Origin of the sequence: Hoeflea marina, from assembly GCF_003182275.1 — a bacterium.
Taxonomy (GTDB): domain Bacteria; phylum Pseudomonadota; class Alphaproteobacteria; order Rhizobiales; family Rhizobiaceae; genus Hoeflea; species Hoeflea marina.
On record NZ_QGTR01000001.1, the window covers coordinates 717122 to 733602 of the forward strand.

General features: G+C 64.8%; 18 protein-coding genes. 8 read left to right on the plus strand and 10 right to left on the minus strand.

What is annotated here, in order from left to right:
• Positions 1-105: 105 nt before the first annotated feature.
• Positions 106-960 (minus strand): alpha/beta fold hydrolase, encoded by an 855-nt coding sequence (locus DFR52_RS03250; RefSeq protein WP_425351145.1) that lies wholly within the window; start codon positions 958-960, stop codon positions 106-108.
• A 126-nt stretch (positions 961-1086) separates the two neighbouring features.
• On the opposite strand from DFR52_RS03250, the gene parE reads away from it, so the two are divergent.
• Both parE and DFR52_RS03260 read left to right on the plus strand, forming a co-directional pair.
• Complete coding sequence (parE, locus tag DFR52_RS03255) at positions 1087-3180, plus strand: DNA topoisomerase IV subunit B (protein ID WP_110030459.1); 2094 nt, start codon at positions 1087-1089, stop codon at positions 3178-3180.
• A 168-nt stretch (positions 3181-3348) separates the two neighbouring features.
• Entirely contained in the window at positions 3349-3699 is a 351-nt protein-coding gene (locus DFR52_RS03260; protein ID WP_158284844.1) for a DUF4189 domain-containing protein, read from the plus strand.
• 37 nt (positions 3700-3736) lie between these two features.
• Here DFR52_RS03260 and DFR52_RS03265 read toward each other — a convergent pair whose 3' ends face one another.
• The gene (locus tag DFR52_RS03265; RefSeq protein WP_110030461.1) at positions 3737-4876 is read right to left on the minus strand and encodes a DUF2336 domain-containing protein; all 1140 of its coding nucleotides are present in this window, start codon (positions 4874-4876) and stop codon (positions 3737-3739) included.
• 175 nt (positions 4877-5051) lie between these two features.
• Between DFR52_RS03265 and DFR52_RS03270 the strand changes: the two genes are divergently transcribed.
• Together DFR52_RS03270 and DFR52_RS03275 are read left to right on the plus strand one after the other, a co-directional pair.
• On the plus strand, positions 5052-5507 hold the full coding sequence (locus DFR52_RS03270) for a MaoC family dehydratase (RefSeq protein ID WP_110030462.1): 456 nt from the start codon (positions 5052-5054) through the stop codon (positions 5505-5507).
• The gene (locus DFR52_RS03275) at positions 5507-6403 is read left to right on the plus strand and encodes an HpcH/HpaI aldolase/citrate lyase family protein (protein ID WP_110031105.1); all 897 of its coding nucleotides are present in this window, start codon (positions 5507-5509) and stop codon (positions 6401-6403) included. The genes DFR52_RS03270 and DFR52_RS03275 overlap by 1 nt, the downstream gene beginning before the upstream one ends.
• Positions 6404-6531: 128 nt before the next feature.
• On the opposite strand, the gene DFR52_RS03280 is transcribed toward DFR52_RS03275, so the two are convergent.
• A complete protein-coding gene (locus tag DFR52_RS03280) occupies positions 6532-7143 on the minus strand; it encodes a flavin reductase family protein (RefSeq protein WP_110030463.1) in 612 nt (203 codons plus the stop codon).
• A complete protein-coding gene (locus tag DFR52_RS03285; protein ID WP_110030464.1) occupies positions 7143-7724 on the minus strand; it encodes a nitroreductase family protein in 582 nt (193 codons plus the stop codon). Before DFR52_RS03285 ends, DFR52_RS03280 begins: the two co-directional genes overlap by 1 nt.
• 184 nt (positions 7725-7908) lie before the next feature.
• Between DFR52_RS03285 and DFR52_RS03290 the strand changes: the two genes are divergently transcribed.
• Positions 7909-8868: a hypothetical protein gene (locus DFR52_RS03290; RefSeq protein WP_245415173.1), complete on the plus strand. Its 960-nt coding sequence runs from the start codon at positions 7909-7911 to the stop codon at positions 8866-8868.
• 15 nt (positions 8869-8883) lie between these two features.
• Here DFR52_RS03290 and DFR52_RS03295 read toward each other — a convergent pair whose 3' ends face one another.
• From DFR52_RS03295 to DFR52_RS03320, 5 genes are all read right to left on the minus strand, one after another.
• Entirely contained in the window at positions 8884-9720 is an 837-nt protein-coding gene (locus DFR52_RS03295) for a lysophospholipid acyltransferase family protein (RefSeq protein ID WP_110030465.1), read from the minus strand.
• A gap of 118 nt (positions 9721-9838) precedes the next feature.
• Positions 9839-11836 (minus strand): threonine--tRNA ligase, encoded by a 1998-nt coding sequence (gene thrS, locus DFR52_RS03300; RefSeq protein ID WP_110030466.1) that lies wholly within the window; start codon positions 11834-11836, stop codon positions 9839-9841.
• 196 nt (positions 11837-12032) lie between these two features.
• Entirely contained in the window at positions 12033-12449 is a 417-nt protein-coding gene (locus tag DFR52_RS03305; protein WP_146215529.1) for a DUF2267 domain-containing protein, read from the minus strand.
• 3 nt (positions 12450-12452) lie between these two features.
• Positions 12453-12770: a membrane protein insertion efficiency factor YidD gene (yidD, locus tag DFR52_RS03310; RefSeq protein ID WP_245415174.1), complete on the minus strand. Its 318-nt coding sequence runs from the start codon at positions 12768-12770 to the stop codon at positions 12453-12455.
• Positions 12771-13000: 230 nt separating this feature from the next.
• On the minus strand, positions 13001-13450 hold the full coding sequence (locus tag DFR52_RS03320; RefSeq protein ID WP_110030469.1) for an iron-sulfur cluster assembly scaffold protein: 450 nt from the start codon (positions 13448-13450) through the stop codon (positions 13001-13003).
• A 267-nt stretch (positions 13451-13717) separates the two neighbouring features.
• On the opposite strand from DFR52_RS03320, the gene folE reads away from it, so the two are divergent.
• The 3 genes from folE (at position 13718) to DFR52_RS03335 (ending at position 15892) form a co-directional block, all read left to right on the plus strand.
• Complete coding sequence (folE, locus tag DFR52_RS03325; protein ID WP_110030470.1) at positions 13718-14332, plus strand: GTP cyclohydrolase I FolE; 615 nt, start codon at positions 13718-13720, stop codon at positions 14330-14332.
• A gap of 31 nt (positions 14333-14363) precedes the next feature.
• A complete protein-coding gene (gene hisI / locus DFR52_RS03330; protein ID WP_110030471.1) occupies positions 14364-14819 on the plus strand; it encodes a phosphoribosyl-AMP cyclohydrolase in 456 nt (151 codons plus the stop codon).
• A gap of 104 nt (positions 14820-14923) precedes the next feature.
• The gene (locus tag DFR52_RS03335) at positions 14924-15892 is read left to right on the plus strand and encodes a patatin family protein (RefSeq protein WP_110030472.1); all 969 of its coding nucleotides are present in this window, start codon (positions 14924-14926) and stop codon (positions 15890-15892) included.
• Positions 15893-15961: 69 nt separating this feature from the next.
• Here the strand turns inward: DFR52_RS03335 and DFR52_RS03340 are convergent, their stop codons facing one another.
• A complete protein-coding gene (locus tag DFR52_RS03340; protein ID WP_110030473.1) occupies positions 15962-16390 on the minus strand; it encodes a CBS domain-containing protein in 429 nt (142 codons plus the stop codon).
• Between the last annotated feature and the right edge of the window lie 91 nt (positions 16391-16481).

Genomic DNA, 16481 nt, shown 5'->3' on the forward strand with positions numbered 1-16481 from the left:
ACCCGGATGCCTGCTTTTGGGCCTGTTGGTTAGGGAATGCTTAAGATGGCGTGGTGCGCCGGTGCTTGCGCGCGACAGTCTGGTTCCCGCGCCGGCCGCTGCGGCTCATCGCCGGGGCGTGTTGGCGAAGATCCAGTTGAGCACGTCCTTCCAGTCTGTCATCCGGATCGGCGTGCCGTGGCTGCCTGATTGAAACAGCACGAAACGGGTCGGATAGGTGCCGCCTCCGGCCCGAACCCGGTCGAACACACGTTTCTGGGTCTCCCAGGAATAGGTTTCGTCGGCGCTGCCATGGGTGAAGACCACGGGCACGCGCGCTTTCACGAGCGCGGTGTCGGCCAGGTCGCCATCCGGCGCCCCGCCCAGCAGCACCATGCCCGCTAGGCGCGCGACGCTCTCGCTGTCCCGCGCCACCGCCGAGCACACCATCGCTCCCATCGATCCGCAGGCCAGCACGATCGGAGCGCCGGGAGACGCCGCCCGCAGGCTGGCGATGATCGCCGCCACATCGGCCCTGCCTTCGGCGTCGAAGGTCTTGACCGTCGGCGCCACATAGACGCCGCCATTGCGGACTGCCAGATTTTTCAGCCGGTTGAAATTGCCGCCGAACCGACGATCGTCCATGCCCAGCCTCCGGTCGCCGGCACGGCCATGCACGAAGATGACGGCAAACCGCGCATTGGCCGGCGTGCCGGCCTCGCCGATCTCGACCCTGCGGCCCGCGGCTTCAAGCACCCGCATCCGGCTGGCCGTGCCAGGCAGGGCGGTGACATAGCGGCTGTTGACGCGCCGCTCGGGCTCGTCGTCTCGGCCGTTGATGTCGCGCATCTCATCATAGTCGACGACGAAGAAGGCGCGGTCGGGTCCGATGGAAAGCACCTTCGGCCATGCGAACAGCGCATCCTTGCTGCCTTCGATCCGCAGCGCCTCGGCGGGCGTCGCCGCAAATGCCACGCACACTGCCAAAATGGCTGCAAAGAATGGGCGCAAGCGGTGTATACCTCCGTGCAGCGGTCGCCTGAACGGTCTGATTCTGGCAAACTCCCGCTGATTCGCAAACCAGATTACACCGAGATTGACCTGAGCATGGACGATTCCAACGATCTGTTTTCAACCGTGGGCAGCCCTGCCGCCAAAACCGTTGCCGCCGCGGCGCCGAAAGCGCCGGCCAAGCTGCAGCCGCCGCTGGCAAGGCCCGCCGAATCGGCTGCCGAGCCCCGCGCGACGAAGAGCACCGTCCTGAAGACCGATTCCGGCGACTACAATGCCTCGACCATCGAAGTCCTCGAAGGCCTCGAGCCGGTGCGACGCCGCCCCGGCATGTATATCGGCGGCACCGACGAGCGCGCCCTTCACCACCTCTTCGCCGAGGTGATCGACAACTCGATGGACGAGGCCGTGGCCGGCCATGCCAATTTCATCGAGGTCGAACTCGACGAGCACGGATATCTGTCGGTGACCGACAACGGCCGCGGCATCCCGGTCGAGAACCATCCCAAATATCCCGACAAGTCGACGCTGGAAGTGATCATGACGGTGCTGCATGCCGGCGGCAAGTTCGACTCCAAGGTCTACGAGACTTCGGGCGGCCTGCACGGCGTGGGCGTTTCGGTGGTCAATGCGCTGTCCGACGATCTTGAAGTGGAAGTGGCTCGAAACCGCAAGCTCTACCGCCAGCGCTTTTCCCGCGGCATTCCCCAGGGCGGTCTGCAAGAACTGGGAGACGTCCACAACCGCCGCGGCACCAGGGTGCGCTTCCACCCCGATCCGCAGATCTTTGGTGCCGGTGCTCGTTTTGATCCGGGCCGGCTCTGCCGCATGGCGCGTTCCAAGGCCTATCTGTTCGGCGGCGTCGAGATCCGCTGGTCCTGCGCGCCATCTCTGGTCGAGGGCACGGAAACGCCGGACAAGGCGGTCTTCCACTTCCCTGGAGGTCTCAAGGATTATCTCGAAGCGACGCTCGGCAAGGATCACCGCGTCAACCGTGACATCTTCGCCGGCAAGACCGAGAAGACGGGCGGACATGGCGCCATGGAATGGGCGGTGACCTGGTATGGCGGCGACACGTCGGTGCACTCCTATTGCAACACCATTCCGACGCCCGAAGGCGGCACCCACGAGGCGGGACTGCGCATTGCGCTGACCAAGGGGCTCAAGGCCTATGCGGAGCTCACCGGCAACAAGCGCGCCGCCGCGATCACCACCGACGACGTGATGATCTCGGCCATCGGCATGCTCTCGGTGTTCATCCGCGAGCCTGAATTCGTCGGCCAGACCAAGGACAAGCTGGCGTCCGCCGAGGCCCAGCGGCTGGTCGAGAACGCGCTGCGCGATCCCTTCGACCATTTCCTCGCCGATTCGCCTGCCGAAGCCGACAAGCTTCTCGAATGGGTGATCGACCGGGCCGACGAGCGTGTCGCCCGCCGGAAGGAGAAGGAGGTCAACCGCAAGACCGCCGTGCGCAAGTTGCGCCTGCCGGGCAAGCTGGCCGACTGTTCGCAGAACACCGCCGGCGGCGCCGAATTGTTCATCGTGGAAGGCGATTCGGCCGGCGGCTCGGCCAAGCAGGCGCGCAACCGCGCCAACCAGGCGATCCTGCCGTTGCGTGGCAAGATCCTCAACGTCGCCAGCGCGGGCAGGGAAAAGCTTGGCGCCAACCAGCAGATCGCCGATCTGGTCCAGGCTCTGGGCTGCGGGACGCGATCCAAATACCGCGAGGAAGATCTACGTTACGAACGCATCGTCATCATGACCGATGCCGATGTCGACGGCGCCCATATCGCCTCGCTGCTGATTACCTTCTTCTACCAGGAAATGCCCGAGCTCGTCCGCCAGGGCCATCTCTATCTGGCCGTGCCGCCGCTCTACAAGCTCAGCCAGGGAGCCAAGACCTTTTACGCCCGCGACGACGCCCATCGCGTCGAACTGCTGGAGACGGAGTTTTCCGGCCGTGGCAAGGTGGAAATCAACCGATTCAAGGGACTTGGCGAGATGCTGCCGGCGCAGCTCAAGGAAACCACCATGGATCCGAAGAAGCGGACCCTGCTCAAGGTCGCCATCGACATATCCGATCCGGAATCCACTCGCGATGCCGTTGATGCCCTGATGGGGACGCGGGCCGATGCGCGCTTCCGCTTCATCCAGGAACATGCCGAATTCGCGGAGAATCTTGACATCTGAGGTGTGCCACAGCGCCTCCGAAAATATCTTCGGCGGGACGCGCCCGCCCCTATGATTTTCGCTCCGCTCTGTCAGAGTGAACCGTTCGCCGCCGCAACGCCCGCACCGGGTGGCCGCGCGCCGGGCAGCAACGGGGGCAGCATGACGACAGGCGGGCGATTTTTCGGTATGGCCATGATCGCGGTTGGATTGCTGATGCCGGCCTCCGGCGCTGCAGCGGCTGACAATTACGGCGCCATTGCCTATTCACGAACCTCGGGCGCCCGCGCCTATTCGCACGATTATTCGACCCGTGCCGGCGCCGAAACCCGTGCGCTTGGCGAATGCCGCGCCCGAGGCCGGGGCTGCAAGATCGTCACATGGTACAGGAATGCCTGCGGCGCGCTTGCCTCCGGGCCGGATGGCTGGGGCGCCTCCTGGTCCAGTTCCCGGCGGGCGGCAGAGAACAAGGCACTGGCGAAATGTTCAACCTATTCCTACAGCTGCGGGGTGCTGGTCTGGAGCTGCACCACGCGCTGACCCGCGATGGCCCGCGCCTCCAACGGAGTCACCTCGCTCATGCCGCCTGGGCAGCCAGCGCGGTAGCGTAGTCGCGCGAGCCCTGCCGGGTCCAGGCGTGCTGCATGGATTCGACGAGGCGCAGCAGATCCCGGATCGCCGGCCGGTCTCGCGCAAAGTCGCCGTGGCGCGCGATGAGCCGTGCGGCGATGGCGCCGGCGTCTGCCGGGCCGCCCCTTCTCGAGGCTTCGCGCCACATCAGCGTCGCCGACACGAACACCGTCGCCAGATCGCCATCGAGACCGATCGCGCGGTACAGCGCCCGCATTCCTGTCTCGCGTCCGTCGACCAGAATGCCCCTAACCCGGTTCTCGCCGAGCCCCGACAGTGCCACGACGGCGGCAGCAAAGAAGTCGACATTGCCCGCGCACAGGCCGTGCATCAGGAAGGCCGGCGTCAGCCGCCCGGTGATTCTGAGGTGTTCCACCAACGCAGGCAGTTCGGCGAGATCGACGGTTTCAGCGAGCCTCAGCGTCGCGTTCACGCAGGCCTCGTCCGTGACCATCAGCACCCGGTCGCTGCCGATGGCCGTGCGCACCAGACCGAAACCCGCAAGTGCCGCCCCGACCTTTTCCACCAGGCCCTGGCGGACGGCACATGGCAGATCCGGGCGTTCAAACAAAAGGCTGCGGATCTCGGCATTGTCACCGAAGCGTTCGGCGATTCGGCGCAGCGAAATCCTGGCGATGCTCGCCTCGGCGTTCTCCAGAAGATCGGCGACGGCCGCAGCCGAGCCGACCTCGGCAAGCGCCGCGCAGATCGACACGCCGAGCGGACGACGGAAGGCGACGATCTGCTGCAGCAGGGAGCGCCCGCCCGCGACCAGGTCGACGAGATCGCTCTCTGTCAGCACCGGCGACAGTGCGATCACGCGGCTTGCAACCTCGATCTGGTCGCTGGCCAGGGCCAGGATGACACTTCTCGGCGCCCTGTCGCTGTGTGCCAACCCCTCGGCAAGGGCAATTCTAACCTTCGGCGAGGGATCCTCAAGCAGGAAAGCGAGAGCCGCCGCCGCCGCCATCGCCTCGTTGCCCTGCATCCGTCCGTCGGAATAGGCCTGCGCCAGAGCGAAGGCCGCGCGCGCCCTGTCGCCGGTCTTGGCGGTTTCGGACCATTTGAGGAAGGACTGCACGATCATGAGGGTACCCGGATCACAAAACTCTTGGGCCTCACGCTAGAGCCAAATGGTTTACGATCGGTTCACCATGTTTGTTAAGTCCGTCAAAACGATCCAGGACGGGGACTGGGGTGCTTGCGCCCTCGCCCGTCAACGGTCAAGACTGGCGCATGGATCTGCTGGATGGAGAAGCGGCATGGGCGGTTTGTATCTCGAGGAGTTTGAACCCGGTCTCGTATTCGAGCACTCGCTGCGCCGCACGGTGACCGAGGCTGACAACATGATGTTCTCCAACATGACGCTCAATCCGCAGCCGCTTCACATCGATCACGATTTCGCAGCCAAGTCGGAATGGGGCAAGCCGCTGGTCAATTCGCTGTTCACCCTCGGGCTCATGATCGGCATCTCGGTCAACGACACGACCATCGGCACGACCATCGGCAATCTCGGCATGACCGACGTCACCTTTCCGCATCCGCTGTTTCACGGCGATACCGTGCGGGTCGAGACGAAGGTGCTCACCGTGCGTGCCTCGCAATCCAGGCCGGACCGCGGCATCGTCGAATTCGAGCACCAGGCCTTCAATCAGAACGGTCTGCTCGTCGCGCGCTGCGTGCGCCAGGCGATGATGATGAAGCGACCGGTCGCATGATGCGCTCGCTGCTTTTCGTTCCCGGCGATTCCGAGCGCAAACAGCAGAAGGCGGCGGACTCCGGCGCCGATGGGCTCATTCTCGATCTCGAGGATTCGGTTTCCACGGCGCGCAAGCAGGAAGCCCGCGAGCAGGTGTCGCGCTACCTCCGATCGGCCCAACGCGGCGCCGGCCACCCGGTTCTTGTGGTGCGCGTCAATGCGCTCGACACCGGACTCACCGATGACGATCTTGACGCTGTGATTGCCGCCCGCCCCGACGCGATCCTTTTCCCCAAAGCAGCCAATGGCGCCGCCCTGCAGGATCTCGGCGCCCGCATCGCCGTGCGTGAGGCTCTTGCCGGACTTCCCGAGGGCAGCGTCCGGATTCATGCGCTGATGACCGAGACGGCCCATGGCGCGCTCCATGCGGCGAGCTTTGCCGCCAAGACCGCACGGCTGACGGCGCTGACCTGGGGTGCCGAAGATCTGGCCGCCGATATCGGCGCCTCTGCCAATCGCGACGAGGACGGGCGCTACACCGACGTCTTCCGAATGGTGCGGGCGCTGACCATTCTTGCTGCGGCCAATGCCGCGGTCGACGCCATCGACACGGTGTTCACCGATTTCCAGGATCCCGAAGGTCTTGAGCGGGAATGCCGTGCCGCCGCTCGCGACGGCTTCTCCGGCAAGATGGCGATCCACCCGGGTCAGGTCGAGATCATCAACCGGGCGTTCACGCCGCATCCCGACGATGTCGCCCGCGCCGTCCGCATCCTGGCGCTGTTTGCCGCCGCCGGCCCCGATGCCGGCGTGCTGTCGCTCGACGGCCGGATGCTGGATCGCCCGCATCTCAGGCAGGCCGAACGCATTGCCCGCCGCGCCGGTCTCGAACCGTCGAACCTGCCGCCGGCCTGAAATCCGTCTGTGTCGATTCGGTGTGCGGGATTCGCCCCAGCTTCCGGCAGCGATGCATGGCAAGACCCGGAGACCGCTGCAGCCTGCGGGCGACAAGCATCAGACCGCCGGCCGCGGTGCCAAGCGCTTCAGTCCTTCGGCCAGAGCGGCCGGGTCATGCGGAACACGTCGGCGGCATCCGCATAGTCGCGGTAGCCGAGCCGCGCCACGGGAGCAGCCAGGGCCATGTCGATCATGCCGTCCTTCAGCACCGTCTCGTCGATGTGGATGCCGACCACCTGCGCGATGACCATGGTCGATTCCGAGGCGACGCCCTGCAATCCCTTCAGCGGCACGATGTCTGTCACCCGGCATTCGAGCGCCGCATAGGCCTCGGCCACGAATGGCGCGTCAATCAGCTGCCCCTCGGACATGCCGAGCCCGGCGAAGGTGAATTCGCTCGTTCCGTAGGGTGCGTTGACCGAGGAGGCATTCATCTGCTCGGCCAGCGCGCGGCCGACGAGACTGGCGGTGAAAACGCCGGTCTCCTCGCAATTGCGCAGGCTGTCCTTGCGGCCGGCCGAGGAGAACATGACCATCTTCGGGCTGTCGGAGATGGCGTTGAAGAACGAATAGGGGCCGAGATTGACCGAACCGTCGCGGCCGCGGGTGCCGATCCAGCCGATCGGGCGCGGCGAGACGATCGCCTTGAAGGGATCATGGGGCAGCCCGTGGGCATTGCCGGCAGTGCCATAGAACATCACGCGTCCCCATAGAATGTGACCAGGCTGTCGACGTCGGGGCGCGGTCGCTCGAACGGCGGCACGGTCGGAGTGCCGATATGGATGAAGCCCGCGACCTTCTCGTCCGGCTTGATGCCAAGCAGCGGATGCACGCTTTCGTCGAAGGCATACCATTCGGTGAGCCAGTTCGAGCAATAGCCAAGCGCATTGGCGGCCATCAGCAGGTTGAGGCAGACGGCGCCGGCGCTCATCACCTGCTCCCATTCCGGAATCTTGACGTGCGGCGCGGCGCGCGACAGCACGGCGATCACCACCGGCGCGCGGGTCAGCCGGCTCTTCTCGACCTTGACCATCTCCTCGGAAAGCTCGGGATTGCGCGCCATGGCCACGTCGGCCAGCGCCAACGACAGCCGCTCGCGCTCTGCTCCGCGATAGACGGCAAATCGCCATGGCGCCAGCTTGCCGTGATCGGGAACGCGGGTCGCGAGTTTCAGCATTTCCATGATCTCGTCATGGGAAGGGCCGGGTTCCCCCATCTGGAAGGCGGGGATCGACCGCCGCGTTTGAAGATAGGCCTTGAGTTCCGGATTGACCGCCATAGCGTCCTCTTGCTCGCTTCCAGGTCGCCAGCCTCGGCAAACTGTCAAATGATGATGTCGTGTGTCGCCTGCGGCAGACTTTTCCCGCCCAGGCCCGTCGGTGTCCAGTAGCAGTCTTGAAATTGCCACGGCAATGGGGTTCAAGTGGCCCCTCGAAGATTGGAAGTCAACCGGGCATCATTGCATGAGATTCACCACGCCGTCCCTGCCCTGCCTGACCGTCATGGCGCTGTTGGCGTGCCATCCGGTGGCGCAGGCGCAGACGGCCTTCGGCGAGCAACCTTCCGACGGCGTCGCCCTTCCCGGCCTCAGCCAGTACGCGCCGACCAATTCGCCGGAGGCGGCACAGCCCACCAAGCTGCACGATGTGACCATGGAGGCGGTGTTCAAGGCCGGCGAGGAGCCATTGCGGCAAGGTCTGACCTGGCGGGTGTTCCAGCCGATCGCCGGGCCGGACGGCAAGCTGCCGCTGCTCGCCAGCGCCGAGGGCGGCGTTGCGCATTTCCAGATGCTGCCGGGCGACTATTTCATCCATGTGGCCTTCGGCCGCGCCGGCGTCACCAAGAAGCTCACGGTGCCCGCCAGCGGTCCGGTGGAGAAGCAGGTGCTGGTGCTGGACGCCGGCGGGTTGGTACTCAACGCCGTCTCCGGCAATGACATGCGCATTCCTCCCTCGCAGCTGCGCTTCAACATCTACAAGGCAGAGGACACGGTCGACGACGACCGGCAACTGGTGGTCGAGGATGTCAGGCCCGGCACCATCGTCCGGCTCAACACCGGCACCTATCACATCGTCTCCGACTACGGCACGGTCAATGCCTCGATCCGCTCCGACATCCGCGTGGAAGCCGGAAAGCTGACCGAAGCGGTGATCCAGCATCGTGCAGCGCAGCTGACGCTCAAGCTCGTCGCCGAACCGGGCGGCGAGGCCATTGCCGACACCGCCTGGTCGATTCTGACCTCGGGCGGCGACATCGTCTCGGAATCCGTGGGCGCCTTCCCGACCATCGTGCTTGCCGAAGGGCGCTACACCGCCGTCGCCCGCAACAAGGACAGGGTCTACCAGCGCGATTTCGAGGTGGTTTCCGGACAGAATGCGGATGTCGAAGTGCTGCTCAAGGAAGACGCGGGCACACAGGGATAACGCATCCCCGACAGCTCAGCCCGCCCTGGCAATCCTGCCGCCGCCCCATTGCAGCGAGAACACCGCGCCGTGCAGAGTTGCCAGCAGCACCTTGCGATCGGCGATGGCTGCGAGGTGGTCGGCATCGAGCACCGGGCCGACGCGGGCGGAAATGGTCGAGCCGGAGAGCTTCTGGAACTCACGGATCAGCAGCGAGATCCGGAGCGTCATCGACACCCGGCTGGCGAGATGGAACAGCCGGCCGTTCTGGCCCTCGAAGTGCACCGGTATCACCGAGGCGCGCGCGAGCTGCACCAGCCGGGCCGGAAACATCTTCCACGGCAGGTCGACCGCATCGCCGAAACCCTTCGGCGCGGTGGCGACGCCGCCGGCGGGAAACACCACCACCGTGACGCCCTGCTTGAGCAGCCGGACCGCCTCATGCCTGGTAGCCATGTTCATTGCCAGCGCCTCACGCGTTTCGTCAAACGAGATCGGCAGCGCGTAGGGCTCCATTTCCGGGATTTTCATCAGGTCGTTGTTGATCATCACCCGGAACGGCCGACCGAGCGATTCGGCCATCGCCAGGATGGCGATGCCGTCGCCGATGCCGAAGGGGTGGTTGGCGACCATCACCAGCGGACCGTCGGGCAGGTTGGCGGGAGGCCAGGCGCCCTTGAGGTCTAGCCCGACATGGATGAGATCGAGCAGCCTGCCGAACACGCGCGTCTCACCGGGCACGAGGTCGCGGCGCCAGACCTCGTAGAGCCTGGCGTAGCGGTCGCGGCCGGAAAGGCCCTCGATGGAACGGATCAGCCAGCGTTTGAAGCGCGTCTGGTTGGCGTTGGCATAGCTGAGTTCTTCAAACCGCATCCGTGACTCCGCCGGCAGGTTCCGTTTATGACACCTGCATTGCCATCGCGCCGCGACAGTTTGATGACAGCAAAACGGGAGCTTCCGCTCCCGCCCTGCGCCATCCAGTCGAGAAGCGTCAGGCGATCTTCGCCTGACGCGCCGCCCGCGCCGCCTGCCTGCGCAGCACATCCGGCGGCGTCGCTTCCAGTTCCAGCGTGGCGACCGCCTCGTCGAGCGTCATCTCCACCTGGTCGCGACTGCCGAGCCGGCGCATGTTGACGGTGCCCTCCTCGGCCTCGCGCTTGCCGAGCACGATGATCACCGGGACCTTGACCACCGAGTGCTCGCGGACCTTGTAGTTGATCTTCTCGTTGCGGAAGTCGGTCTCCACCTGCAGACCCGCGTCGCGCAACCGCTCGGCCACTTCGGCGCCGTAGGCATCGGCATCCGAGGTGATGGTGGCGACGACGACCTGCAGCGGCGCGATCCACAGCGGCAGGTGGCCGGCGAAGTTTTCGAGCAGAATGCCGAGGAAGCGCTCCATCGAGCCGCAGATGGCGCGATGGATCATCACCGGCTGGGTCTTGTCCGAGTTCTGGTCGATGTAGAAGGCGCCGAAGCGCTCCGGCAGGTTGAAGTCGACCTGGGTCGTGCCGCACTGCCATTCGCGGCCGATGGCGTCCTTCAGCGTGTACTCGAACTTCGGCCCGTAGAACGCGCCCTCGCCTTCGAGAATGCCCGTCGTGATCCGGCCTTCGGATTGTGCCTCGATGGTTTTCAGCACCTCGCCCATGACGCTCTCGGCGCGATCCCACAGCGCATCGTCGCCGACCCGCTTCTCGGGCCGCGTCGACAGTTTCACCATGATCTCGTTGAAGCCGAAATCGGCGTAGGTCGAAAGAATCAGGTCGTTGATGCGCAGGCATTCCGCCGCCAGCTGCTCGTCGGTGCAGAAGACATGCGCGTCGTCCTGGGTGAAGCCGCGCACGCGCATCAGCCCGTGCATGGCGCCCGATGGCTCGTAGCGGTGCACCAGACCGAACTCGGCCAGCCGGATCGGCAGCTCGCGGTAGGACTTGAGGCCGTGCTTGAAGATCTGGATGTGGCCCGGACAGTTCATCGGCTTGATGGCGAAGACGCGCTCGTCCTCGGTGTCGTCGCCCGCCGAGGTCGCCGCGAACATGTTCTCGCGGTACCACTGCCAGTGGCCCGATGTCTCCCACAGGCTCTTGTCGAGCATCTGCGGCGCGTTGACCTCTTCATAGGTACCGGCCAGCCGGCGGCGCATGTAGCTCACCAGCGTCTGGAAGATGCGCCAGCCCTTGGAATGCCAGAAGACCACGCCCGGGCCCTCTTCCTGGAAATGGAACAGGTCCATCTCGCGGCCGAGCCGGCGGTGATCGCGCTTCTCGGCTTCGGCCAGCATGTGCAGATAGGCGTCAAGCTCGGCCTGGTCGGCCCAGGCGGTGCCGTAGATGCGCGTCAGCATCGGGTTGTTGGAATCGCCGCGCCAGTAGGCGCCTGCCACCTTCATCAGCTTGAAGGCGGTGCCGATCTGGCCGGTCGAGGCCATATGCGGCCCGCGGCACATGTCGAACCAGTCGCCCTGGCGGTAGATCTTGAGATCCTCGGCGGACTTGATCGAATCGACCAGCTCGACCTTGTAGGCCTCGCCCTTGTCCTTGAAGACGCGCCGCGCCTCGTCCCGCGTCCAGACCTCCTTGGTGAAGGGCTTGTTGCGGTTGATGATCTCCTTCATCTTCTTCTCGATCACGGGCAGGTCTTCCGGCGTGAACGGCTCGTTGCGGGCGAAATCGTAGTAGAAGCCGTTCTCGATCACCGGGCCGATGGTCACCTGGGTGCCGGGAAACAGCTCCTGCACGGCCTCGGCCATCACGTGCGCTGCGTCATGCCGGATCAGTTCCAGCGCGCGCGGGTCGGTGCGGGTGACGATTTCGATGCGGCCGTCGCGCACCGGGTCGCTCAGATCGACAAGCTCGCCGTCGAGCGCGATGGCGACGGCCTTCTTGGACAGCGACTTGGAAATCGATTCGGCAACCGCAAGGCCGGTCGTGCCCGCAGGATATTCGCGAACCGAGCCGTCGGGAAATGTGAGGGAAATGGCTGTAGCCATGGCAGTCTCTCCTGATCCAGTCCCGCCAACGAATGCGGGTGGTTGAGTGGATATGGTGTGCGCGCCGCTCATAAGGGATTTGCACGAACTGGGCAACCCGGGGATGGTTTGCCTTTACCACGGAACGCACGTATCGGGCACAATGCCAGGATTAGCCTCTCCACTCCGGCATGAGGGCGGAGGGAGGACGTCCCGGCTAATCCCAAAATGCCCTTGCAGGATCCGGAAGCTTTGCCAGCACGGCCTCGAAGCTTTCAGGGTCGCAGCCGGACCGGATGCTCGCCGCCACGATCCGTCGCGCATCGCGCGGCGCGAGATTGTGATCGCGTCGAACGCCGCGGATCTCCTCGTCGATGTCGGCGACGTCGGCAAACGGGCGTCTCGCCTCCTCGGACATCCAGTCCGAGATGAAAATCGCCGAGACGATGGCCGGCAAAACGCCCGCGAACACCAGCGTCTGGTCGGCATCGAGCCTGCGGCGGAAAACCCGCAGGAAGGCGAACAGCACCGCATAGACCTGGTGCCGGGTGGTCAGGTCCAGCCGCTCCATCAGGTTGACCAGCAGCGCGTCGAACCTCTGCTGCGCCAGCATGTAGTCCTGAGGCACGGTCACCGCTCAGCCCTTCCTGCCCAGAGCCGCAAGCCGCCAGGGCGCCCACCAGGCATAACGCGGCGCAAGGGTTTCGGGCACGTTGTCGATGCCATGCGTGCCGCCCGGCCCGCAGCGGCCGACCCGGAACAGCGCCATCCAGCCGCCGCGCCACAGCCCGTGCCGCGCGATGGCTTCGTAGCCATACTCGGAACAGGTCGGCAGATGCCGGCAGGAATTGCCGATGAAGCCGGAAAGCGTCAGCTGGTAAAGCCGCACGAGGCCGGTGCCCAACAACCGACCCGGCGTCTTCGGCCAGGGACCGGAATAGTTACGGCTGGTCATGGCAAAGCGTTCATCACAAGCCGACGAGGTCGACCGAAAGCCGAAAGAGAGAAACCTTGGAAAATTCTCCCTCGGTCCGCACATCGACCTTCACGCCCATGAGCGCACCCAACTCGCGCGCGCTGTCGATCCGAATATCCGGGGATTCTCGAGCGGATACCGCGCGATGATCGCCCGTGCGTCATCTCGATGTTGGACAAGCGCTTCCGACGGCCTCATCGCATTCCTCCTCAGGCGGCCGCCTCGGCGGCGCGGCGGGCGTCGATCTGGTCGAGGCAGTCGACCACGGCATCGAAGGTCAGCATGGTCGAGGCATGGCGCGCCTTGTAGTCGCGCACTGGCTCGAGGAATTTCAGGTCGGCAAAGCGCCCCTCGGGCGCAGGCCCGTTTTCCTTCAGCATGGCGCGCATCTCCTCGCGCACCGCGCGCAGTTCGGCCGCCGTGGCGCCGATGATGTGACGCGCCATGATTGATGACGACGCCTGGCCCAGCGCGCAGGCTTTGACGTCGTGGGCGAAATCGGTGACAGTCTGTCCATCCATTTTCAGCCAGACACGAACTTTTGATCCGCACAGCTTGGAATGCGCCGACGCGGTGGCATCGGCGTCCTCGAGCGTACCGATCCGTTGGATATTGCCGGCAAAATCGAGAATTCTGGCATTGTAGATATCATCAATCATGCTGCTCGTCCGGTTGCTGGAATTCCTGCGACGTTGGATGGCGGTGGCGCATCTCGACGTCCTCGTTCGAATGACTATATAATAACGAAATCGGGTTCGGCAAAATCTGTTTGGCCGGGTCCGATGGGAAACCGTGCCGGAGGGTGTCGAGCCCGAAAGCCCCGGAGCCCGCCAGAACCGGTGAACGAGGTCGTCTCGGAGGTCTTGTGCGTGTGGTCCGAACAACGCCATTGACGTATTGGGTGAAATTCCCGCAGGAGACAGACCATGGACGCGATCATCAAGAATTTCCCCAGCGATGCCGTCGACACTCGGCCGACCCTGGCCGAGGCAGAGGAGGCCGTGCGCACGCTGCTGCGCTGGGCGGGAGACGATGTCAGCCGCGAGGGCCTGGCCGACACGCCCAAGCGCGTCGCCGCCTCCTACCGAGAGCTCTTCTCCGGATATGATCAGGACCCCGAGGAGGTGCTCGGCCGCACCTTCGAGGAGGTTGCGGGCTATGACGACATCGTGCTGGTCAAGGACATTCCGTTCTTCTCCCACTGCGAGCATCACATGGTGCCGATCATCGGCAAGGCGCACATCGCCTATCTGCCGGGCGGCAAGGTGCTGGGCTTGTCCAAGATCGCCCGCGTTGTCGAGATTTTCGGCCGCCGCCTGCAGACCCAGGAAGCCATGACCGCTCAGGTGGCCAGTGCCATCGACGGAACCCTGCAGCCCCGCGGCGTCGCCGTGATGATCGAGGCGGAGCATCTCTGCATGGCCATGCGCGGCATCCAGAAGCAGGGCTCGACGACCATCACCACCACCTTCACCGGCGCGTTCAAGTCCGATCCGCATGAGCAGGTGCGCTTCATGACGCTGATCCGCGGGCGCGGCTGAACGCCGACACCGGCCCATTGCTGCAGGACCCATGACCGACACCTTCTCCGCACCGCCATCCGACAAGGCCCGCCTTGAGGAAGGATCCGAACTGACGCCGCGCTTCGATGCAGCGGGTCTCGTCACCGCCGTGGTCACCGATGCGGGCGACGGCGCAGTCCTGATGCTCGCCCACATGAACGCGGAGGCCCTGCAACTGACCATCGAGACCGGCCTCGCCCACTACTGGAGCCGCTCGCGTGACCGGCTGTGGAAGAAGGGCGAGACCTCCGGCAACATGCAAAGGGTCGAGGAAATCAGGCTCGACTGCGACCAGGACGCAGTGCTGCTGAAGGTTCGTGTCACCGGCCACGACGCCACCTGCCACACCGGCCGGCGATCCTGCTTCTACCGCCGGGTGGAAAAGACGGCGGGGGGCGGTGTGCATCTGGTTTCGGATGCGGAGCCGCCGAAATTCGATCCGGACCAGGTCTACGGAAAGAATTAGCTCGGGCGAATAAAATCCGTGCAACCTAATCGGCATTCAGGCTTTCTAAACCATATATTGGTTGAATGGCCCTTCGGGGGAGTGTTCAGCGAAAGGGAATGAAAATGCTGAACTGGAGCACCAATCGAAATTCCGAGCCGGCCGATGCGGCGGAGATCGGCAGCGTTGTGCCTCCGCAGGCCTTCGACCTCAACAAGCCCACGCAGCCCAAGCCGCGCATCGCTCTCGCCCTCGGCGGCGGCGCGGCCCGCGGATGGGCCCATATCGGCGTGCTCAGAGCGCTCGATGAGGCCGGCGTCGAGATATCGATGATCGCCGGCACCTCCATCGGCGCCCTGGTCGGCGGATGCTACCTTGCCGGAAAACTCGACGAACTCGAAGAGTTCGCCCGCAGCCTGACCATGCGCCGCATCGCCGGCCTGCTCGATTTCGCCATCGGCAGCGGCGGCCTGTTCGGCGGCATGCGCCTCAACAACCGGATGCGCGAGCATCTCGTCGGCATCAACATCGAGGACATGAGCCGGCCCTTTGTCGCCGTGGCGACGGAGATCAACACCGGCCATGAAGTCTGGATCCACTCCGGTTCGCTGATGACCGGCATCCGCGCATCCTATGCGCTGCCCGGCATTTTCGAGCCGGTCCGCTGCAACGGGCGCACGCTGATGGACGGCGCCCTGGTCAATCCCGTGCCGGTATCTGTCTGTCGCGCCTACGAGCAGCCGCTCGTCGTGGCGGTCAATCTGCATTATGACCTCTACGGCCGTTCCGCGGTGGTCAAGCACACAGCCAGCGAGCAGGCGGTCGAAATGCCGAGCGCGGATCGTCGCATGCAGCCGCGCGAAAGCCGCATCGGCATGACCACCGTGATGGTGCAGGCGTTCAACATCATCCAGGACCGCATTTCGCGCGCCCGCCTGGCGGGCGATCCGCCGGACCTGTCGCTGCAGCCGAAACTCGGCGACATCGGCCTGTCGGAGTTTCATCGCGCCGGCGAAGCCATCGATCGCGGCTACCAGGAGGCCAAGGCAAAGCTGGTCGAGATCAAGCGCATGCAGGTGGTTCTGTCGGCCTGAAGCGGGAAGAAGCAGGCGGTGTCAACCACTGCACCCTCCGCGCGATCGTGCCCAAGCTGCCCGGCTGCGTCAGCCGGCGATATAGGCCTTGATGTCGGCAGCCTCGCGCTCCACGTCCTCAATGCGCCGGCGCACCACGTCTCCGATGGATATAACGCCGACGAGTTTTCCGTCCTCTTCCACGGGCAAGTGCCGGAACCGGCCGTTGGTCATCAATTCCATGACCTGGTTGATGGTGTGGTCCTGGGTGCAGGTGATCACCTTGGCGGTCATGATGGAGGAGATTGGTTTGTCGAGCGCCCCGCCGCCGTCGCGGGCCACGGCCCTGACGATGTCGCGTTCCGAAAGAATCCCGCCGATTTTCCCGCCGGTGCCGGTGACGATAACTGCGCCGATCTTGTATTCGGCCAGCAGGCGGGCGGCCTCCATGGTGCTCATCGTCGGCTTGACGGTGACAACGTCGCGGCCCTTCTCATCGAGAATCTGCTTGATGCTCATGCCATCCTCCTCCCGCAGGAACCAACCCCTCGCCGCAATATTGACGATTGCGACGGGAAGTCATGGTGCGCCCGAGCCTGCGGCTTGGCAA